16 protein-coding genes are annotated in these 19311 nt (G+C 48.2%); 10 read left to right on the forward strand and 6 right to left on the reverse strand.

Translation table 11 applies throughout. The features are described from left to right. The first annotated feature begins 68 nt into the window (after positions 1–68). Positions 69–779 carry an SIMPL domain-containing protein gene (locus tag MJO52_RS14335; RefSeq protein ID WP_252082428.1) on the forward strand — a complete coding sequence of 237 codons (711 nt, stop codon included), beginning with the start codon at positions 69–71 and terminating at the stop codon, positions 777–779. Positions 780–839: 60 nt separating this feature from the next. Here the strand turns inward: MJO52_RS14335 and MJO52_RS14340 are convergent, their stop codons facing one another. After that, positions 840–2201 carry a metal-dependent hydrolase family protein gene (locus MJO52_RS14340; RefSeq protein WP_252082431.1) on the reverse strand — a complete coding sequence of 454 codons (1362 nt, stop codon included), beginning with the start codon at positions 2199–2201 and terminating at the stop codon, positions 840–842. A gap of 90 nt (positions 2202–2291) precedes the next feature. On the opposite strand from MJO52_RS14340, the gene MJO52_RS14345 reads away from it, so the two are divergent. Continuing rightward, entirely contained in the window at positions 2292–2903 is a 612-nt protein-coding gene (locus tag MJO52_RS14345; RefSeq protein WP_252082433.1) for a glutathione S-transferase family protein, read from the forward strand. Between the two features lie 136 nt (positions 2904–3039). Here MJO52_RS14345 and MJO52_RS14350 read toward each other — a convergent pair whose 3' ends face one another. Beyond that, entirely contained in the window at positions 3040–5859 is a 2820-nt protein-coding gene (locus MJO52_RS14350) for a M16 family metallopeptidase (protein ID WP_252082453.1), read from the reverse strand. Between the two features lie 250 nt (positions 5860–6109). Further along, positions 6110–7198, reverse strand: a complete 1089-nt coding sequence (locus MJO52_RS14355) for a Glu/Leu/Phe/Val dehydrogenase dimerization domain-containing protein (protein ID WP_252082454.1) — start codon at positions 7196–7198, stop codon at positions 6110–6112. Positions 7199–7548: 350 nt separating this feature from the next. Between MJO52_RS14355 and MJO52_RS14360 the strand changes: the two genes are divergently transcribed. The 4 genes from MJO52_RS14360 (at position 7549) to MJO52_RS21520 (ending at position 12262) form a co-directional block, all read left to right on the forward strand. Further along, positions 7549–9516: a VacB/RNase II family 3'-5' exoribonuclease gene (locus tag MJO52_RS14360; protein ID WP_252082456.1), complete on the forward strand. Its 1968-nt coding sequence runs from the start codon at positions 7549–7551 to the stop codon at positions 9514–9516. 116 nt (positions 9517–9632) lie between these two features. Continuing rightward, the gene (locus tag MJO52_RS14365; RefSeq protein ID WP_252082458.1) at positions 9633–11105 is read left to right on the forward strand and encodes an aminoacyl-histidine dipeptidase; all 1473 of its coding nucleotides are present in this window, start codon (positions 9633–9635) and stop codon (positions 11103–11105) included. A 286-nt stretch (positions 11106–11391) separates the two neighbouring features. Beyond that, the gene (locus MJO52_RS14370) at positions 11392–11913 is read left to right on the forward strand and encodes a hypothetical protein (RefSeq protein WP_252082460.1); all 522 of its coding nucleotides are present in this window, start codon (positions 11392–11394) and stop codon (positions 11911–11913) included. A gap of 55 nt (positions 11914–11968) precedes the next feature. Next, positions 11969–12262 carry a YceK/YidQ family lipoprotein gene (locus MJO52_RS21520; RefSeq protein WP_353505491.1) on the forward strand — a complete coding sequence of 98 codons (294 nt, stop codon included), beginning with the start codon at positions 11969–11971 and terminating at the stop codon, positions 12260–12262. 147 nt (positions 12263–12409) lie between these two features. Here MJO52_RS21520 and MJO52_RS14375 read toward each other — a convergent pair whose 3' ends face one another. From MJO52_RS14375 to MJO52_RS14385, 3 genes are all read right to left on the reverse strand, one after another. Continuing rightward, positions 12410–13318 (reverse strand): polysaccharide deacetylase family protein, encoded by a 909-nt coding sequence (locus MJO52_RS14375; RefSeq protein WP_252082462.1) that lies wholly within the window; start codon positions 13316–13318, stop codon positions 12410–12412. Beyond that, the gene (locus MJO52_RS14380; protein WP_252082463.1) at positions 13318–14190 is read right to left on the reverse strand and encodes a GNAT family N-acetyltransferase; all 873 of its coding nucleotides are present in this window, start codon (positions 14188–14190) and stop codon (positions 13318–13320) included. Before MJO52_RS14380 ends, MJO52_RS14375 begins: the two co-directional genes overlap by 1 nt. Before the next feature lie 74 nt (positions 14191–14264). Further along, positions 14265–15326, reverse strand: coding sequence for a linear amide C-N hydrolase (locus MJO52_RS14385; protein WP_252082465.1), 1062 nt, complete (start codon positions 15324–15326; stop codon positions 14265–14267). Positions 15327–15790: 464 nt separating this feature from the next. Here MJO52_RS14385 and MJO52_RS14390 point away from each other — a divergent pair, with 464 nt between their 5' ends. The 4 genes from MJO52_RS14390 to MJO52_RS14405 all read left to right on the forward strand — a co-directional run bounded on the left by MJO52_RS14390 (position 15791) and on the right by MJO52_RS14405 (position 18655). Next, positions 15791–16189: a VOC family protein gene (locus MJO52_RS14390; RefSeq protein WP_252082467.1), complete on the forward strand. Its 399-nt coding sequence runs from the start codon at positions 15791–15793 to the stop codon at positions 16187–16189. A 424-nt stretch (positions 16190–16613) separates the two neighbouring features. Then, on the forward strand, positions 16614–17714 hold the full coding sequence (locus tag MJO52_RS14395; protein WP_252082469.1) for a lipase family protein: 1101 nt from the start codon (positions 16614–16616) through the stop codon (positions 17712–17714). A gap of 88 nt (positions 17715–17802) precedes the next feature. Next, on the forward strand, positions 17803–18306 hold the full coding sequence (locus MJO52_RS14400) for a hypothetical protein (protein ID WP_252082471.1): 504 nt from the start codon (positions 17803–17805) through the stop codon (positions 18304–18306). 10 nt (positions 18307–18316) lie between these two features. Then, complete coding sequence (locus tag MJO52_RS14405; RefSeq protein WP_252082473.1) at positions 18317–18655, forward strand: hypothetical protein; 339 nt, start codon at positions 18317–18319, stop codon at positions 18653–18655. Positions 18656–19311 lie beyond the last annotated feature (656 nt).

Below are 19311 nucleotides of genomic sequence, written 5' to 3' on the forward strand. Positions count from 1 at the left end.
ACTGATAGTATTTGGCGCCTAATGCATCGGAGTGATGCCAAATCCATAGCGATTGATAAGGAAAAATCATGAAGTTAGTAAAATTCTCGACAATCACAGTGCTTACTCTGCTTATCGCCGCTTGCGGAAATGGGCAGGCTCCCTCCGAACGGGGAACCCTGGTCTCTATTGCGGCTCAAGGTGAGGCAAGTCAGGCTCCCGATGTTGCCAATTTGTCTGTAGGCGTGGTAACTGAGGCAGACGACAGTAAGCAAGCCATGCAAGATAATGCCGAACAAATGGCTACTCTAATGAAAGCCATTAAGAAAGCCGGTATTGCCAAGAAAGATATTCAAACCAGCGGCGTCAATCTTTCTCCCCGCTACCATTATCAGAGAGATCAGAAGCCCAAAATCGTCGGCTATACTGCGCGAAATACCCTCAACATCAAAGTGCGCAAATTGGGTGAGCTGGGAGGTGTACTGGATGACCTCACCGCCGCCGGGGCCAACCAAATTAACGGTCCCAGCTTTGAGATTGGCGAGCCAGAACCAGTAAAAGCTGAGGCCCGCGAAAAAGCCCTATTGGATGCCCAGGAGCGCGCGACTATTTACGCTAAAGCACTGGGTATGAAGGTTCGTCGAATCGTGAGTATTTCTGAACAGGGTAGCGGCGGTATGCCCCGACCTATGATGTTAAGGGGCCAGATGGAGTCAATGAAAGACAGTGCTTCAACCCCTATTGCCCCCGGTGAGACTACCGTAGCTGTCAATTTGGACCTGGTCTTCGAGCTGAAATAATCAATTACTTCTATACCGGCCCCGCAACTCTATGCGGTGCCGGTATTCTACTCACAGCTGTCAACCATCCCCCTCATGCTCCAGAAATACCTCCACTGCCGGCTCGCTGGGGTATTTGAAAACCTTCCCTTCCTTCATGACAAACTGCACCCGTTGCAATTCGGAGATATCCTCCAGAGGATTTCCTGCAACCGCAATGATGTCCGCGAGTTTGCCCTCGCTGATACTGCCAAGCTCGTCTTGAATCTGCAGTAATTGTGCGGCATTCCAGGTTGCAGAGCGGATGGCGTCGGCAGGAGTCATTCCCCCCTGTACCATCAAGACAAATTCCCGCGCATTCTCTCCATGCCGGGTCACACCGGTATCGGTCCCAAAGGCAATTTTAACTCCGCGTTTATAAGCCTTGGAAAAAGTCTCTTGCATTAGAGGCCCCATAGTGGTGGCCTTGGGACGAACAATTTCAGGTAAAAAACCATCGATCGCAGATTTCTCAGTTACCCACTCTCCGGCCATCAAAGTCGGAACAAACCAAGTATTGTTCCTACGCATGAGATCCATCACCTCTTCATCCATGTAAGTGCCGTGCTCAATGGAGTTTACACCGGCGCGAATAGCTCGAATCATGCCTTCCTTACCATGGGCATGTACCGCCACGGTAAAGCCATAATCTTTGGCAGTGGCAACAATTGCCTCCAACTCATCCTGCATAAATTGTGGATTTTGCCCACTTTTTGCAACGCTCAGCACCCCGCCAGTAGCAGTGATTTTGATGAGGTCGGCACCATCCTTATAGCGCTGACGAATCGCCTTGCGCGCGGAAATAGGTCCATCCACAACACCATCGGCCGGGCTAGGATTCCCTACTAAGTCATGGCGGCGACCATTCGTGGGGTCGGCGTGACCACCGGTGGTTGCGATAGATTTTCCCGCAGTGTAAATCCTCGGTCCCTCAATAGTGCCTGCTTCAATCGCTCGCCGCAGACTGACGGTGACATTATCGTGATCACCCAGATTGCGGATGGTGGTAAAGCCCGCCTGCAAGGTACGGCTGGCCGCATCGACACCGCGCAGAGTGAAGTCTGCCGGATTCCAGGTATAAGATTCCGTATAAGCACGAGGACCAAACTCATAAGTGAGGTGGCTGTGCATATCCATCAATCCTGGAAGCACAGTGTAATTGCGCAAGTCGACAAGAATTTCCCGCTCCCGCTTGGCAAACCCTTTTTGTACCGACTCAATACGGCCATCCACAATATGAATCGTGCGATTCTCTAACAGTTTTCCATTGCTGCTATTGAAGAGTTTCCCCGCATAAATAGCGAGTTCTTCAGCAGTAGCCTGCTGGCAAAACAGACCGGCAAAAACAGCCAGCGCCGTGACTGTGCGGCGAAAGAAGCAGCCTCTCTTGGAACTTGTGGTCATTGTCGTCACCAGTAAATCTCTTTTAGATTTGTAATGTTTTTATGGACAGCTGCTCAATTTAACGCAATCGCCGAGGCGAGAGGAAGCCCTATGAAGATCTATGAGTTTGCAAGCGCCCCTAATTGTCGTCGAGTTCGCATGTATCTTGCGGAAAAAGGCATCGAAGTTGAATTTACCCATGTAGATATTACCAAGGGCGAAAACCTCAGCCCCGAATATCGCAGTAAAGATATCAACAAGAAAGTTCCCGTATTGGAACTGGATGATGGCGCTTATATCTCTGAGTCCGTAGCGATTCAACGATACTTCGAAGAACTACACCCGGAGCCGGCACTCTTTGGCCGCGATGCAAAAGAAAAAGCCCTAGTGGAAATGTGGAATCGCCGTGCCGATTTCAACTTAATGTTTCCAGTAGGAATGTGCTTCCAACACGTTTCTGGCTTTTTCAAGGACCGCATGAATGTCTATCCTGAATTCGGCGAGGATTCTGGTAAACGAGCGATAAAATTTATGGGGGCTCTAAACGACCACCTCTCTGATCATGAATTTCTGGTTGGAAATTATTTCTCAGTAGCCGATATCAGCATGGTGTGCAGTCTCGATTTTGGCAAAGTACAGAATCTGCGTCCGGATGCCGAAAAACACCCCCACCTGATCCGCTGGCGCGAGCAGCTCAAGCAGCGCCCAAGCTTCAAGGCCTGAGGTAAATTTCTGAAACACTATTCGGAATAGACTGCCCAGCGGAGGTCATCAGGTTTTGAAAAAAACCACTAAATGCTCATAAAAAACGCCCCGGCTTATAAGAAACCGGGGCGTTTTTAGTATGGCATCAATTTTTTTATTGATCTTTTGCGGGTAATACCTCTACAGGACCAATATCCAGGGCCTCAACCTCTCCCTTAATCTTTTCCAGATCGCCAACAATGACCCAGGTAAATTGATCTGGGGCAAGAAACTCTTGCGCAGAGGACTCTACCTGCTCCTTATTCAACGCGGCCACCCTTTGGGGATAATCAGCAATGTAATCTTCCGGCAAGCCTTTTTCCACCTGCCAGTTGATACTGGACAATAACTGCCCTTTGGTTTGGAAGCGTGCACTCTGTTTTAGCACTTCATCGTTTCGATAGTCCTCCAACTCCTTCTCGGTAATGGGGCGGTTAGTCAAATACTCCTGATATTCTTTGATTAATTCCTTGATGGCCGGGGCTGTTTTATCGGTCTGCACTGGGGCAAACAGAATGTAAGGCCGCTGACCTTCCGTATCCATGGAAACCGCTCGGGCGCCGTAGGACCAATGCTTGTCTTCACGCAGGTTCATATTAACCCGCGAGGTAAACTTGCCAGCTATTGTATTGGCCATCGCATCAAAAGCTTCAGCACCCTGCGGCTGCCAAGGTGGCATCACCAATCCAGCCATGATGAAACTTTGCTGGGCGCCTGGACGATCCAGGAGGTAAACCCTAGCCTTTTCCGGACGCGCCACCTTGGCCACATCAATTTGTGGCAACTCCTCTTTGGGCGCTTTCCAGCCACCCAGAGTTTCATTCAGCAGCGGCTCGATCTCTTTTTCTGTTACATCACCAACAATGGTGAGAGTGGCATTATCGGGACGCACCCAGGTATTCTGGAAGTTCACCAGATCTTCGCGGGTGATCGACTTAATGCCTTCAGGTGTGCCAGAGCCGGTCAAGGGGGCGCCATAGGGATGCTCGTTACCAAAGAGCAGTGGCGGCAACTCACGCAGTGCCAATCCCTGGGGTTGTGCCTTTTCCTGGGCGATAGCATCCAGGCGATTGGACTTTACCCGCTCGAGATCGGACTCTGGGAAACGGGGCTCGGTAACCACCTTGGAAAATAACTCCAGTGAGGGTTTCAACTGTGACTTAAGGGCACTCATGCTGATGGAGTTGTAATCCAAACCACTGCCACCACCAATACTCACCCCTAGCTCCTCAGCTCTGGCGCTAAATTCCAGACTATCGAGATTGCCGGCACCCTCATTCAACATTTGTGCCGCTACTGAAGCGAGCCCGGGTTTACTTTTGTCTGCTGAGGCGCCACTGCGAAATTGCAGATTCATTAACACAACCGGCGTATCGTGGCGCTCAGCCAAAACAACCCGAAGACCATTTTTCAGGGTAAAGTTCTGCTGCTTAGGTAACTCCAACTCTACATTTTTATCCACCTCCGGGAGCTTACTGCGGTCTGCCCCCTCGGCGGCTGCAGTAAACTGCTGCTGAGGCTGGATAATCAAAGTGTAAGAGTCATCTTTCAGCCACTGCTCTGCTACATCCTGCACCTCACGAGCGGAAACCTTGGCATACTCTTCAACACCTTTCAGAAGAGCGCCGGGATCGTCATAGTAAAATTCCGAACGGGCGAGGATATCACTCTTACCACCAAAGCCACCGGTTTTTTCCAATCCTTTTACCAGGCTGGCGAATTCACCCTGCTTAACCCGGCGCAACTCTTCTGGGCTGACGCCGTTTTTAGCAAACTGCTGCAACTCCTTATCTAAGAGTTTTTCCACTTTATCGACAGGCTGCCCCGGCTTTACATCCACCACAATAATCAGCTGACCTGCCAACTGGCGACCGTAATAAAAAGCACTCACACTGGTCGCTACTTTTTCATCCCGGACCAATCGACGATATAAAAGGGAGTTTTTACGATTTGCCAGCAGCGAAGTCATCAGCTCCAGGGCATGCTCTTCCTCACTACCAATGGCGGGGACATTCCAAACCTTGTAAATACGGGTTTGCGGTACCTGGTCGTGAACAACTTCGCGCTTTTTCACCTGGGTGGGTAACTCCCAGTTTTTGATTCGAGGTTGCACTTTAGTACTGGGAATATCAGCAAAATATTTGCGCGCCTTGGCCATCGCCTCATCAACACTGATATCACCGGCAATAACCAGGGTGGCGTTGGCCGGTTGATAGTGATCTGCAAACCACTTCTTTACATCTTCAAGGCTGGCATTATCCAGGTCTTCCATGGAACCTATAGGTGTCCATGAATAGGGGTGATCCGCAGGGAAGGTACTTTTGGCAATAATGTCAAAAGCTTTGCCGTAGGGCGCATTCTCTCCCTGGCGTTTCTCGTTTTTAACCACCCCGCGCTGCTCATCCAGCACCTCCTGGGTAATAGCGCCTTGGAAGTGGCCCATCCGGTCAGACTCCATCCACAGAGCCATATCCAGAGCTCCCTTGGGAACTGTGGCAAAGTAATTGGTGCGATCGTTACTCGTGGTGCCGTTCATATCGGTAGCACCGGAGCGCTGAAAGGGTTCAAAGTATTCGCCGGGAAAGTTCTCACTGCCATTGAACATAAGGTGTTCAAATAAGTGCGCAAAGCCGGTTTTACCCTTCGGCTCATCCTTGGAGCCCACCTTGTACCAGATGTTGGTAGAGACAACCGGGGCCTTGCGATCCTCGTGCACAATAACGGTCAGTCCGTTAGGCAAAACTTCCTTGTGAAAGGGAATATCCAGTTGAGGAGGCGGTACGAATGCTTTCTGATCCGTAGCCGCATCTTTACTGCTGGCTGCGGCTTCCTTGTCCACGGAAAGAGCGTGGGGGGTATCATCGGTAGACTGATTACAGCCGGCAAGACCAGCAGTAGCGATAACGACACTGAAGAACACTGGACGCAAGTCCATATTGTCACTCCCTAGTAATAACCGCGGATTCAGGATGGCAAGTTTAGGCCAGTATCCAATCCATTTACCGGCTCGCCCTCCGCAGTAACGAACCAAAAACCTGACACCAGAATGAGGCACCAGGTCACTACATCAATCTTGAGACAAAAAAATGGGCACTAAAGTGCCCAAATAAATACATCACAGAGAGAAGCGATGATGCCAATCGCCAGGGATCAGGTCATCGGCACATCTCCCGTGCCGAATTAGGTTATGCTGCCACGGTGCCGGATTTGTTCTCCGTATCACCAGTCACAGAGTGGTGTCCGAAGCGTTCTTCAGCAATACGGTCGGCCACATGCGCTGTAGTCTCGCCAGTCTCGTCTGCACGCACAAACACTTCTTTCATGGTGCTGCCGATTTCTTCGATATGGGCCTTCACCTCTGCGGCGTCGTAGTCACCTTTTTGCTGGTAGTAAACATCAATAATGCCGCCGGCGTTGATCACATAGTCTGGCGCATACAGAATGCCTTTCTCGCGCAGAGCCGCCGCATGGCGCTCCTCGGCCAGCTGGTTATTGGCTGCACCGGCCACAGCACCCACCTTCAGGCGGGAAATGGTGTCATCATTAAGAATGGCACCCATAGCGCAGGGAGCAAACAGATCAACATCCAGATCAAAGATCTCATCTGCGGTCACGGCAATAGCACCCAGCTCAGTTACCGCACGGTCGATATTGTCCTGGAAGATATCGGTCACAAACAGTTCTGCACCAGCATCTTTCAGTAGTTTACCCAGGCGGAAGCCCACGTTGCCCACCCCCTGGATAGAGACCTTTAGACCCGTAAGGTCGGTTTTGCCCCAGCGGTGTTCGACAGCAGCCTTAAGACCGACAAACACTCCATATGCAGTGGAGGGAGAGGGGTCACCGCCGAATTCAGAACCCGCGAACAGACCGGACACATACTCGGTGGTCTCGCCAATTACGCTCATGTCGGCAACACTGGTGCCGGAATCCTCTGCGGTAATATAGCGGCCGCCCAGGGTATTGATGAACTCACCCATGGCGCGCAGCAGCTCGGGAGTCTTTTCCTTACGCGGATCGCCAATAATGACGGATTTTCCGCCACCCAGTTTCAAGCCAGCCATAGCAGACTTGTAGGTCATGCCTCGTGAAAGGCGCAGAACATCATTCAGAGCCTCGCCGTCATCGGCGTATGGCCACATGCGGCAGCCACCCAGGGAGGGACCTAAATTCGTATTGTGTACCGCGATAATTGCCTTGAGACCACTCTTAGCATCTTGGTAAAACGCCACTTGTTCGTGCTTATCGTAGGCGGAATGGGAAAAAATACTCATTAACTGTTCCTCTCCGGAAGGCCGGTTCTACAGCTGGGGAACAACCACAGCCCTTATCTGTTTTTATTTAGGGGTAAGATTATATCTAGCTTCGGCAGATAAAGTTTGCATATTTTGCACAGAACAGCGCTGTAATAGCTAAATCCTCACACGAATTATTTTTTTTTAGGACAGCGACCCCTACGGAAATATACTGGGCCATACAGTCATCGATCTTGACTGCCCCTTCAACCCGGCATCTTTGCGCTTAATCAAACGGATATGATTTCTCCTTCTTTAGCCCCCTGTTACCCGCTTCATTCTGGTCTGGTAGAATCCGCGCCTAAATCGACCCCCGAGAGATCAACTCGATGCTGAATGCCGACGCTCTGAAACAACTTTCACAACTGAAAACAGATATTCGCTCCAGTAAGGAGTTTGCCGAGGGCCGGGTTCGCGGCAGCAACGGCAAATTTGGCTTTGTGGAGCTAGAAGATGGACGCGAGGCTTTTTTACCTCCCAATGAGATGGAACGGGTTTTCCCAGGTGATCGTGTCCGCGTCAGCCTCACGGAAGAGAAAAAAGGCAAGCTCAGCGCTGAGCTGGATACACTGATCGAAAGCCAACTCGACTATCTGGTTGGGCAATATGTCCAACGGGGCCAGGGGCATTTTATCCAGCCCAGCCAGAACGGCTTGTCGCGCTGGATTTTCCTGCCTCCCAAGGCCCGCGGTAAAGCACAGCCGGGAGAGTTTATCGCCTGTAAAATCAATCGACACCCATTCAAAGATGGCCGCGCCCAGGCAAAAGTGGAGACGGTCATTGGCAAGCCCGATATCCCCGGTATTGAGCATGCTTATGTAGTAGCGCAATTCAAATTGCCTGAGCAGTTTGGCCAACCTGCGGAGGCCCAGGCGCAAGAAATCAGCGCTCAACTCGCCGAAGTGATCTCCGAGCGCCAGGATCTGTCTGAACTGGGCTTTGCCACAATTGATGCGGAAAGTACCCGCGATATGGACGACGCCCTCGCCGTCACCACCCGCAACGAAGGCTGGACCCTGCATATCGCCATCGCCGACCCCTCCAGTGTGATAGAAACCGGCAGCCCCCTGGACAAAGAGGCGTTCGAGCGCGCTCACAGCCAATACCTGCCCGGTGAAACCCTACCCATGCTGCCGCGTAACCTGTGTGAAAACCTGTTCTCCCTGGTACCTGGAGAACTGCGCCCGGCCCTGGTGGTTCATATTGATATCAACACTGATGGCAGCCTGGGCGAGAGCCGCTATGAATTTGCTGCGATTCGCTCCCAGCACAAGCTGAGCTACATCCAAGTGAGCCAGTTCATTGAGGGCGACGAATCCGCCGTACCAGAAGAGCAAAAACAAAGTCTGCACAACCTGGCTGCCGTTTTTGAAGCTCGCTCTGCCTATCGTGCAAATCACTCCCTGGCGATGGAAGACCGCCCCGATTACGAGATTCACCTCGACGACAAGCGCAAGATCGCTCGTATCGAAAAGCAGGAGCGCAATATTGCACAGCGCATGGTGGAAGAAGCCATGCTCGCCACAAATATCAGCATTGGCGGCAAACTGGCTGAGCTGCAACAGGGCTGCTTCTCGGTACACCTGGGTTTTCGCGAGGAGCGCATGGGTGAGGTACGCAGCCTACTCAAAGAGTTACTACCGGAGCATGCAGAGCAAGACCTCGGCGAATTGCCACATTACCTAGCCCTGGTTAAGTATCTGGAAAGCCATGGCGATGCACAGATGCAAAACCTGTTGTCGGTTCTGAAGCGCATGCTGCGCCCCGGCCAACTCGACAACAAAGCGGGAGCGCACCTAGGTCTAGGCCTTGAAGCCTACGCCACTGCGACCTCCCCCATTCGCAAATACAACGACCTGCATAACCACCGGGTACTGCGTGCCGCCCAACAAGACGGCCCTGCTGCAGCGCTTAGTGACGAACAGATCGAAGCCCTACAGGACAGCCTGACCCGCGGCCGCCAGGCCAATCGTGCGCTCGAGCAATGGCTTTATGCCCAATTTATGCAGGACAAGGTTGGACAGGCGTTCAGCGGCAAGGTCACCCTGGTCAATGGCGCCGGTCTCGGTGTGCGCCTGGACGAATTTGGTATTGATGGATTTGTTCGCCTAAATGGGGATAAAAAGAATCTGCCGAATTTTGACGGCAAGCACCTTACCCTTACCTACAACGAACAGAGCTACCAGCTGGAACAAACTATCAGCGTTAAAGTTTCCTCTGTAGATGTCGATAAACGCCGCATCTCCCTGGAGCTCTTACCTGAAACTTCAGCAAACGAAATGGCTATAGAGAATTAAGCCAAGCAGAACCCCAAAGAGCCCGGCACCCGCCGGGCTCTTTACTGTTATGCCCTAGCTGCGCCAATTTAAACGCAGAGCATAAATCCAACCCATAACAATGCCCGAGGCCACCAATGAGCAATATTGCTGAGCTGAACCCTAAACCGCTATGGCAACACTTCGCCAAACTCTGTGAAATTCCCCGCCCATCCAAGCATGAAGACCGCGTTGTCGAACACATTGTGGAATTTACCAAGAATCGCGGCTTAGAAGTTCAGCTCGACGAAATTGGCAATGTCATTATCAAGAAGCCGGCTACCCCCGGCATGGAAAACCGCCAGACACTGGCACTGCAAAGCCATGTGGATATGGTGCCGCAGAAAAATGCCGATACCGATCACGATTTTCTGACGGACCCCATCAAACCCTATATCAATGGTGAGTGGGTAACCGCAGAAGGCACCACCCTGGGGGCTGATAACGGCATCGGTGTAGCTGCCATCCTCGCCCTGATGGAATCTACAGATATCCCGCACCCAGCCCTGGAAGCACTGCTGACTATTGATGAAGAAGCGGGTATGACCGGAGCGAAAAATCTTAAACCAGGTTATTTCGAAGCAGACCTGCTACTAAATCTCGATACCGAGGATGAGGGAGAACTCTACATCGGCTGTGCCGGTGGAGTGGACGTTAATGCCGCCTTACCCTACACCGCCGAGCCTCTGATGGCTGACGCTCAGGCTTTCAAACTCACTGTACGCGGTCTACGCGGTGGGCACTCCGGCCTGGACATTGACAAAGGTCGCGGTAACGCCAATAAAATTGCCAATCGTGTTATTGATACCGCTCAGCGAAGCATTCCCCAATTGCGTATTGCCAGTCTCGATGGTGGCAGCTTGCGCAATGCCATCCCTCGGGAATCTTTCAGCACTCTAGTTGTACCGAATAACGCACAGAAACAGTTACAGGAAATTGTTGAGCAAGAGAGCGCGCAAATTGCACGCGAATTCGACAATGAAGCAGCGCTGGAGATTTGCTTGGAAGCAGCCGAAGCACCGAGCAGCGTTATGGATGAATTGAGCCAGTTGAAATTAATCCGTGCTATTCGCGCCTGCCCCAACGGTGTAGAACGCATGAGCACCGCACTGGATGGCATTGCCGATACATCCAACAACTTGGCTCGAGTGGTAACTGTTGAAGAAAACGGCCAACATCAAGTAAAGATGCAATGCTTGGTACGCAGCCTCTCCGACAGCGCCCGAGACCACCATGGACTCGACGTAGCCGCCATATTCGAGCTAACCGGTGCAAAAACCAAACTGGGCAATGCCTACCCCGGCTGGACGCCAAACCCAGCATCACCACTACTTGCCATGATGCGGGAAGTGTACAAGGAAATGACTGGGGAACATGCAGAAGTAAAAGTCATCCACGCCGGCCTGGAATGCGGTCTTTTAGCCAAGCCATACCCCAACTGGGACATGGTCTCATTCGGCCCCACTATCCGACGCGCCCACTCACCCGAAGAGCGAGTGCATATCCAGAGTGTGGCTAACTTCTGGGATTATTTTATTAAAGTTGTGCAGGCCATTCCTGCCCGTAGCTAGCTTAACGATCAACCTATAGAGCTATCTCTAGCAGTATCATCCTTTTTATTGCCTGCCCACTACAAATCATCTGAGTGGGCAGGCGACCCCCAACAAGTAAAAATCAAGTCAACAGTCTTCTCTCTCAATCTGATTTACTTTTTTGCCCTACCAATTAATAAAATATTTTTTATTTTCTAAAGGGTTCTCAGCGCCTTTATAAAAATTCTTACTCTAGAAACCACTATGGAACTTCCCTTGAATACCTTAGGTCAATAGAATCGCTTTAACACAACATGGAAGAACTATGAAAAGTGTGATTTTTGCCGGTATTCTTTTCCCTTCCTTCGCATTCGCCTCTGCAAATCTGAATAACCACCTTAGCTTTGGTGTAGGTACACAATATGGAGGCCTTTTAGGTATCAAGTACTCAAACACCTATGGGGCCGACACTTTTTATATCGGAGGAGGGCTGGCCGACAACCTTGATGAAGAGTATGGAATAACCCTTGGATGGGAAAGAAGCTTGAACCCGAAACACTCCCTCGGCTTACTTATAAGAACAAAAGAGCTAGATTGGGAACATTATATTTATAAAAATTCAAATCTTCTCAGCGCATCGCCGAATAATCAGCCATCATCTGGAATCAAATTTAAAGGACGTTATGAAAGCTATATCGCAGGATCTTACACTTACTTCTTCAATAGATATGACGAGGCCAGCCTCTTAGGTGGTATCAGTTTGGGAAAATCCTACCTAAAAACTAATAAAGATGGCTCATTCAGAGATGGGACCGAGCTAAAACTACATTTCGGCTATCAATTCTAAACATTCACAGGGAACGATATTAATGAAAACTATCAGTCTAGCAATTTGCTCTCTTATGTTAACGGGCTGTGGGACTTTCACCACCCTCTCCAGCACGGACCGTGAAATTTCTGCAAATTTAAAACGGCAAAAATCCAACTGTGAATCCATCCCGAGAGTCTACAGCGGTCTTTCCTACAATATATGTAAAATGCATTCAGACAGTGAATCAATAAATGTCGACTTACTTCTCGGCGTGTACCTCGTAGACAGCCTCTTTTCCACCGCAACTGACACAATAGTGCTTCCATTTACCATGATTGAGCAGAGGAAGAACGGAAATATTTCAGTCTCCAGCAGTCAGTATTAACAACGGTATTTAAGTAAAAACAGAGAATAAAAGCCGCTGGCAGATCTATGAAGTATCAATTGCTGCCAGCCTCTTATAAATTAACAACATTTCCTATGACAGTTGAAAAACCCTATTGACCTCGACAACACAAAGAGCTTAATAAGGTTAACTACTCCCCCCCGCTGAAGGGTGCTGAGAAATCCAATGTTTGGCAATATCTGACCTTCTACAAATCCAAACTTTTTCATGATTTTGGATATAGTCAATAAATTGGAGTAAAGCCATTGCACGAGCGGGATGGCCACTGATTCGGCCATGTAAGCCAACCGTTAACATTTTCGCCTGACTCTCCCCTTCTAGCCAGAGAAGATCAAAAGCATCTTTTAAAATTTGAAAAAAATCTTCTGCCGAAGCGCAGCCATTTGGGAAAAGATATCGAACATCATTATTCACAAGGCTATAGGGAATGATTAGCCTAGGCTTTGGGGTGTAACTCCAGTATGGCAAGTCATCGCTGTAGGAGTCAGAACTATAGAGGACCTGGGAAACTTCCCCTAGAAGTTTGCGGGTATTAACACTAGTGCGACCAATATACCAACCAACTTCTCTCTCTCCAGTTAGTCTTTCAATGCATTTATGGGTTGTTCGTATATGCTCTCGCTCAACAGCTTCATCAATATGGCGATAATCTAACCAGCGATATCCATGCCCTGCTATTTCATGACCTGCGGCTACCAATGCCTGTGCCACACTTGGGTTCAATTCCAGTGCCAACCCACAGGCGAAGGCCGTTAGTGGGAGTTTGTTCCAGTTGAAGATATTGAGGATACGCCACACGCCAGCCCGGCTACCATACTCATACATACTCTCAACACTGAGGTCTCTTTCCCCTAAACGCGGCTCCCTACCGAAGAGTTCATGTAAGTAAGCTTCCGATTGATCATCCCCGTTTAAAACACAAGATTCAGCGCCCTCCTCTATATTCAGTACAAATTGAACGGCTATTCTGGCCCCATTCGGCCATTTTGGATCCGGAGGCTGCCCTGCATAGCCTTCTAAGTCACGCTCAATCATCAACCCAGCTCAAAGGTTGTTACACCAAAAATACGCTCATGAGCAATATTGGGCTTAGAGCCTAGGTACATACGTGCACAACCAAATACCTCTTTCATATTATATTTTTTAACTAAAGCCATGGCTTCTTGATTATTTTCCGGCACGTCCAAAAATACAGCCCCTCCTGAAGAAAACTTTGTCAATTCAATCAATAGCGCTTCAGCCAACTGACCGTTATTGGCAAATAAAGGGCCCACTTTACAACCTTCACCACAGCGGCGAATTACCCCATAACCTTTCAACGTTCCCGATTGCAATACCCCCAAAGCCTGAGCCCCTTCTTGATTCAGCCAAGTACGCAAAAATTTTTCCCTTCCTGCAGGGAAGCAGGTCATGTCATATTGAAGAAGCTGATCGAAAGGAATCTCTGCAAGAGGTAATATTTCAAAATTTCCACTACCATTTGAAGCCACTTTTAAAGGCACGCCCATACTAAAACGCAAGTTGCGATGAGAGAATTTAAAGCCCCCTTCCCCATAGAAATCCTGCATCTGGAATGCAGCATCCAGCCCCACTGAAGCTCCTGGGCTTAACCTTTCAAGCATTCGTTGACGGCGAAAATACCAAAGTTTACGACCAAGCCCCAATCCTCGGTACTCTGGCTTCACAATAAAGAAGCCCATAAAGCCATATATTCCCTCATAAGAGGTAATAGCACCACCGCCTATCATTTTTTCCTGAACCAGTGCAGCGATAAATGCTTTAGAGTCCGTTTGCCAAAAAGTTTCAGCATCATGCAATCCTGGATTCCAGCCCTCTTGAGCTGCCCAATTTACCAAGACATCGACTTCAGGGCGCTGCATATTACGTATAGTCATTGTATCTTTCATATCGACTCCTATTTATAAAGAGACTGAGATCAACTTCATTAACAATCTAGTTAAATGTGACTTTTTAACTCTGGTTAACTTTTTGGTGCAAGAAATTTAAAGGGAGTTGCCGGCTTAAGCTGCGAAGATATTTCACCACCAATATCACTCGGGGTATCCAGCTTCATGGATAAAACCTTTGCCCCGTTTTTAAAATCTAAATTACTAAAATCCAACCACACTACCGAAGGATTTATCACTGAGTCAAAGTAATATCGCATTCTCTTTTGATCTATCACTGAACGCCACAAGGTCGAAGCAATATTAGGTTTCTCAGGATCACTCATCCCAAGGGGCACACTCACAGCGCGTACCTGTGAGAAGACTGAGGCTATTGCCTTTCGATGATCTTTAAAATTTGGTGATGACTCAAGGGCAAAGCTAGCACGGACAAAACGATCTGCTGCAGTTATGGTACCTGGCAGAAAATTCTCACCACCTATCTGGCTCCAATAAGTATTAATCGCCAGCTGTTGGCTATATATCGGAGAATTGGTCATGACCTTGTATTGCTTGCCATGATGAACCTGTAGTGCTCCATTGATATACTCGAATATCGCAGAATCCCCATTGGGATCGGAGATCGAAATATGCGCAGTAGCGGGCTTACCATCGGGCAAATCAGCTCCTATCACAGTAAATGGATCTGCCTCCATCGCAGTAACCACTTCATCAACAGTTGCATAATTGTCCAGTATATATTGAAGCCAGGCTCCAACTGAAATGGTCGGTTTTCCACGCTTTTGAGGGTTCCCATATTCAGCCTCAGCCAGATAAAGTAGATTCCCAGCCAAGCCCGCCTCATTAAGGCCATCAGAAGTTGCCGCCTCATAAATACTTATTACTACCGAACCGTACTTCGAAGTCCAAGTTATCGACTGTTGACCGACACCTCCATTTCTCTGTATCCCTTTTGGGAACAACCAAAAGTCCATTGCAGCTGTGGTATCACTCCAGTCCATACTTCTCCCTGTAATATAGGAACCATCACCAGCCTCATAAAAAATTCTAGTGCAGGCACTAGCATTGCTTTGGCTCAACCCAACAAACAAGATCAGAGCTGTACCAAGTAAACCGCGAACAAATTTATTGTCCATCATCTTTTCCCTGATATACATGCCATTAATTTCCTTTTAAATTTTTAAAGCCACACCGATCAACCACTAATCAACCCTATTTCAATAACGATCAAGTCATCTTTAATGGCCAAGTCTAGCTTTAGCTGCCAGCAATAAACGACAACATGTGGAAAGAGACGAAAGCGATTTAACTGAATATTTCCACTTAACTCTGACCCCAAAAAAAAGACGCTTAAAAATACATTATGAAGATCGCCCACAAGCCTTAAAGCGATCCTGATTCTCACTATCTGATAACGTGAACAACAACTGTTTGATACATCTAATTAGAATCCCTTGTGTTTAGGCACGACAGGAGCATTTCTGTCATATAATTCTACGTTATGATTTAATCAAATTCTGAAGGCAGTAGTATTCAGTACAATAAAGCCAGTTAATATCAAGCCCTTCTATCAACATTCAATCAGCAAAGACGGGATTTTATGAACACTATAGGAAGATTGGTTATTCTTGTTCGTGACTACGAAGAAGCTATTACTTTTTACCGTGACAAACTTGGTTTCGAAGTTTTTATTGATTCAGAGGCTCCGCCATTAAGATTCGTTCACCTTCGCCTACCCGAACAGAAAGACATGGGTATTTGGCTCTTACAAGCCTCCTCCAATAGTCAATTGGATCAGGTTGGCAGGCAGACGGCGGGTCAACCCTGTGCAGTTATTTATACAGAGGATTTTGATAATGAATATAAACGCCTAATAAATAATGGAGTAAAATTTACTAAGCCAAGAGCCTCAGACTCCAACGCTGAGTTTGCCCATTTTGAAGACCTGTATGGCAATGAGTTTATACTTGTCCAGCTGCAAACAGAAGTGGTTGATTAAACTGCTTCTTCTACCAAACTTGCCACTGCTAGCACTCAACTACGGTGGCAGGGGTTCAATTTAAATCTCTCCGAACTCACTATCTGCGCCTCATTCATTCGTTAGTATAGAAGCCATACTATTGCAAAACTTACTGTTTACTTCTCTTTCTCTATCACATATAAATTGGGCAAGACTCACTCTATATGTACCAAGTCCCATACTTTTATACCTCTTGATCTAACCCGAGCTAATTACAGGTCAAATTTTCAGCATCGGAGTGTGCATAACCAGTCCAAAACTGGTGCGCCAAAGAATAAAAGGAAGTTTGTTTCTTAACATAATAAACACTCAAAACATATTGGGCCCTTCAGGCCACTGAACTACGGGCACTAACTCAAAGAATGAAGCAGCCCAAGGCTCAGCGCTATCATTTGGAAGTACCATGAAAAGAAACTTGATAATGCTGGTACCAGGACTTACCCGTGTCACCAGTACTGCACAATTGTCTGAGTTTACAGAGGGGCTTATTGCCGCGAGTGAACGTATACCACTCACCCCCATAGCGGCGCCCACTATTCCCCCGGGCGTTCAGCGTTTACGAGCTACCTCCGCAGGGCAGGAGATGGAACTGGACCTGGTTGAAGCTTATTGGAACGACCTGGTACCCAGTATTACCCAACAGACATTAAAAACTCGCCTCGCCAGGGGCTTTTCACTTATCTGGTTCTGGCTCGCTAATTTACATATTTGGAAAGGAGTACTGCGGCGCAAATACCTCACCTTTGGGCTAACCCTGTCAGCACTAGCCTTTATAGTTTGGTACCTGGGTACCATTATACTATTTGTTGAAGCTATTGAACCTGCCGCTGATAATCCATTCTTCCCTCTGGTAGAGGAATTGAAAAGATCTGTTGAATATATTGGTGGCTGGCGTATTTGGGCAGTAGCAACAGCGATTGTCGCTCTGATGCCCGTATCACTACTGGTTGATATCTCAGATTTTTGTAAGCGCTATCTAACCAATGAGCCCGCGGCCAGAGGTAAACCCGCTGTGCGCTTTGAGATTATCAGACGTGTGCGCGAGCAACTGCAAAGCAGCCTAGCCTTAGAAAACTATGAATCAGTTACAATAGTTGGGCATAGCTTTGGTAGCGTAGTTACTGTGGACCTCTTTGCAGACCTTCCCTCCTTTGGCACGCCAGTGCGAATTCTAACCATGGGCTCATTAATCGAAGTTCTGGGTAAACAGGCCCCATGGCTACAAAACGAAGTTCTAGAGTTATCCCAGCGTGATGACCTGATTGAATGGATTGATATCAAATCCCACTCCGACTGGTTTGCCAGCGGCTCAGCCGTACCTGAAGCTCATAATTGCTATGAGAGGGTAATCGGTTCTTATGGCACTTTTCCAGATAAAATCGCGGCTAAAGTACATTCCCGCTATTTCGACAATCAGGAAGCAGTCAGATTTCTATTGTCATATTTTGAACGACAGGACTCCGCTAAAATTTGTACAAATGAAGATGCCTTAGAACCAGCTTAATGAAAGTTGAGTGATAGCAGCCCCAACTATCGCTTACTTGAAGCAACAGTCAGAATACCCATAAACGTCAACAGCAAGGAGAGTACAGATGTTGTCCACCCCACCCAAGGTAGCATCCGCTCTGTTATACATAGTTCTGGCTCTAGCCATCAGCAGTTGCTCCCAGCTAGCTCCAAGATATGATGCGGAACTCTATTCAGACCTCACAGAGGTGAATGCAGAACTCATGCAGTTCTTTTCCTCAGTTTCTCATGGTACAAATAAAGAATCCTATGCTAAAAGAGACCAAAACTACCATGCATTAATTGGCAAGATTGACGCCTTGGCGATGCAATCCAACACCCGGCCAATGCCCAATAAAGATATACTCAAGAAAATCAACAACTATTTGAGTTCTACAGGAGCAGATATCCTTTTCAATGAGCAGCCACCCAGTGTCAATTCACTAAAAAAAATCTCTAGCAGTCTTAATCGAATGCGCAAAGAAGACGAAGACAAGGGGCTTCGCTCTACCATTGTGGCGCTTTTCAAGAATGAAGTTGTAATCTCTATGGACCAGGCTTTAACTTACGAATCCTTCTTAAACCGCTGAGGACTTTGCCATGTCACTGGACGTAACCCAATTGATCTCAGATATTAAAGATGCAGCCTCTACCGTTATTGAGCATGACATCACAGAAATCCGTGGCTTCTCAGAGCGCCAGTTATCCGCTCTAGCCCTTCAGGCAAAATTGATTGCCAAAGCCATCGCGGAAAACGAAATCGGTGAGGACTTGAGAGATTACTTTCTTGATTCTATCGAGGATATGGCATTGAATTTTGCCAGAACCCTCCGCGGCCTTCTCGCTGTAACCATAGAAAAAATCTGGAATGCCGTCGTGGGAGTAATTTGGACCGCATTGGAAGCCTGCACAGGTATTTCATTAAAAATCGCTTCCTGAGCATTCAGTAATTATATAGCCCCACAAATGTCACGGACTGACTGTGGGGAATGCCATGATGTAATTGTTTTTATATTTCAAGCAGTTTTACGGAAATAGCATTCTTCATTACCGCCACACTGCCCCTCTAAATCAGCTTCCGACTCCGCGAACAATTCAAGTAGCCATCCGGGAAATATCGAAGTAATCCTTTGCTAAAGATAAGTCAATCCGCTTACTTCTTCCTCTTCAAGGTTAATATCGATAAGCCCCCAGCGGCTTAAAAACACATTAGCAAACAGAGAATAATAATTGGGGCCTTGCTGAAATATGGGATTAAGGTTGGACTACTGGCGTGGTGTGGCCGGCTCAGATAAATCTGGCCAGCAACCCTGCCCCCTACTTTTAAGCGGTTAGGGGAGTTCTCCGATGACCCTACCCTTTAACAGAACCAGGTGTCTGCGACTGCACTCAAACTATTGCAGCTCAGCCACAAAGGCTTTCACAGAGAAAACGGCCCCGTTACGACCATCCTGCTGAAAGAACAATAACCTACAATCTCTGCAGGCATTGATGCTGAACATTCTATCCTGCCCAGCCAAATTTTCGGACAAAAAACAACCAATTCGTCATTTGGAAACAGCTCACTAGCTGCCGCGCCCCAGTTTCCGCATAAT

It is taken from the genome of Microbulbifer variabilis (genome assembly GCF_023716485.1).
GTDB lineage: Bacteria > Pseudomonadota > Gammaproteobacteria > Pseudomonadales > Cellvibrionaceae > Microbulbifer > Microbulbifer variabilis_B.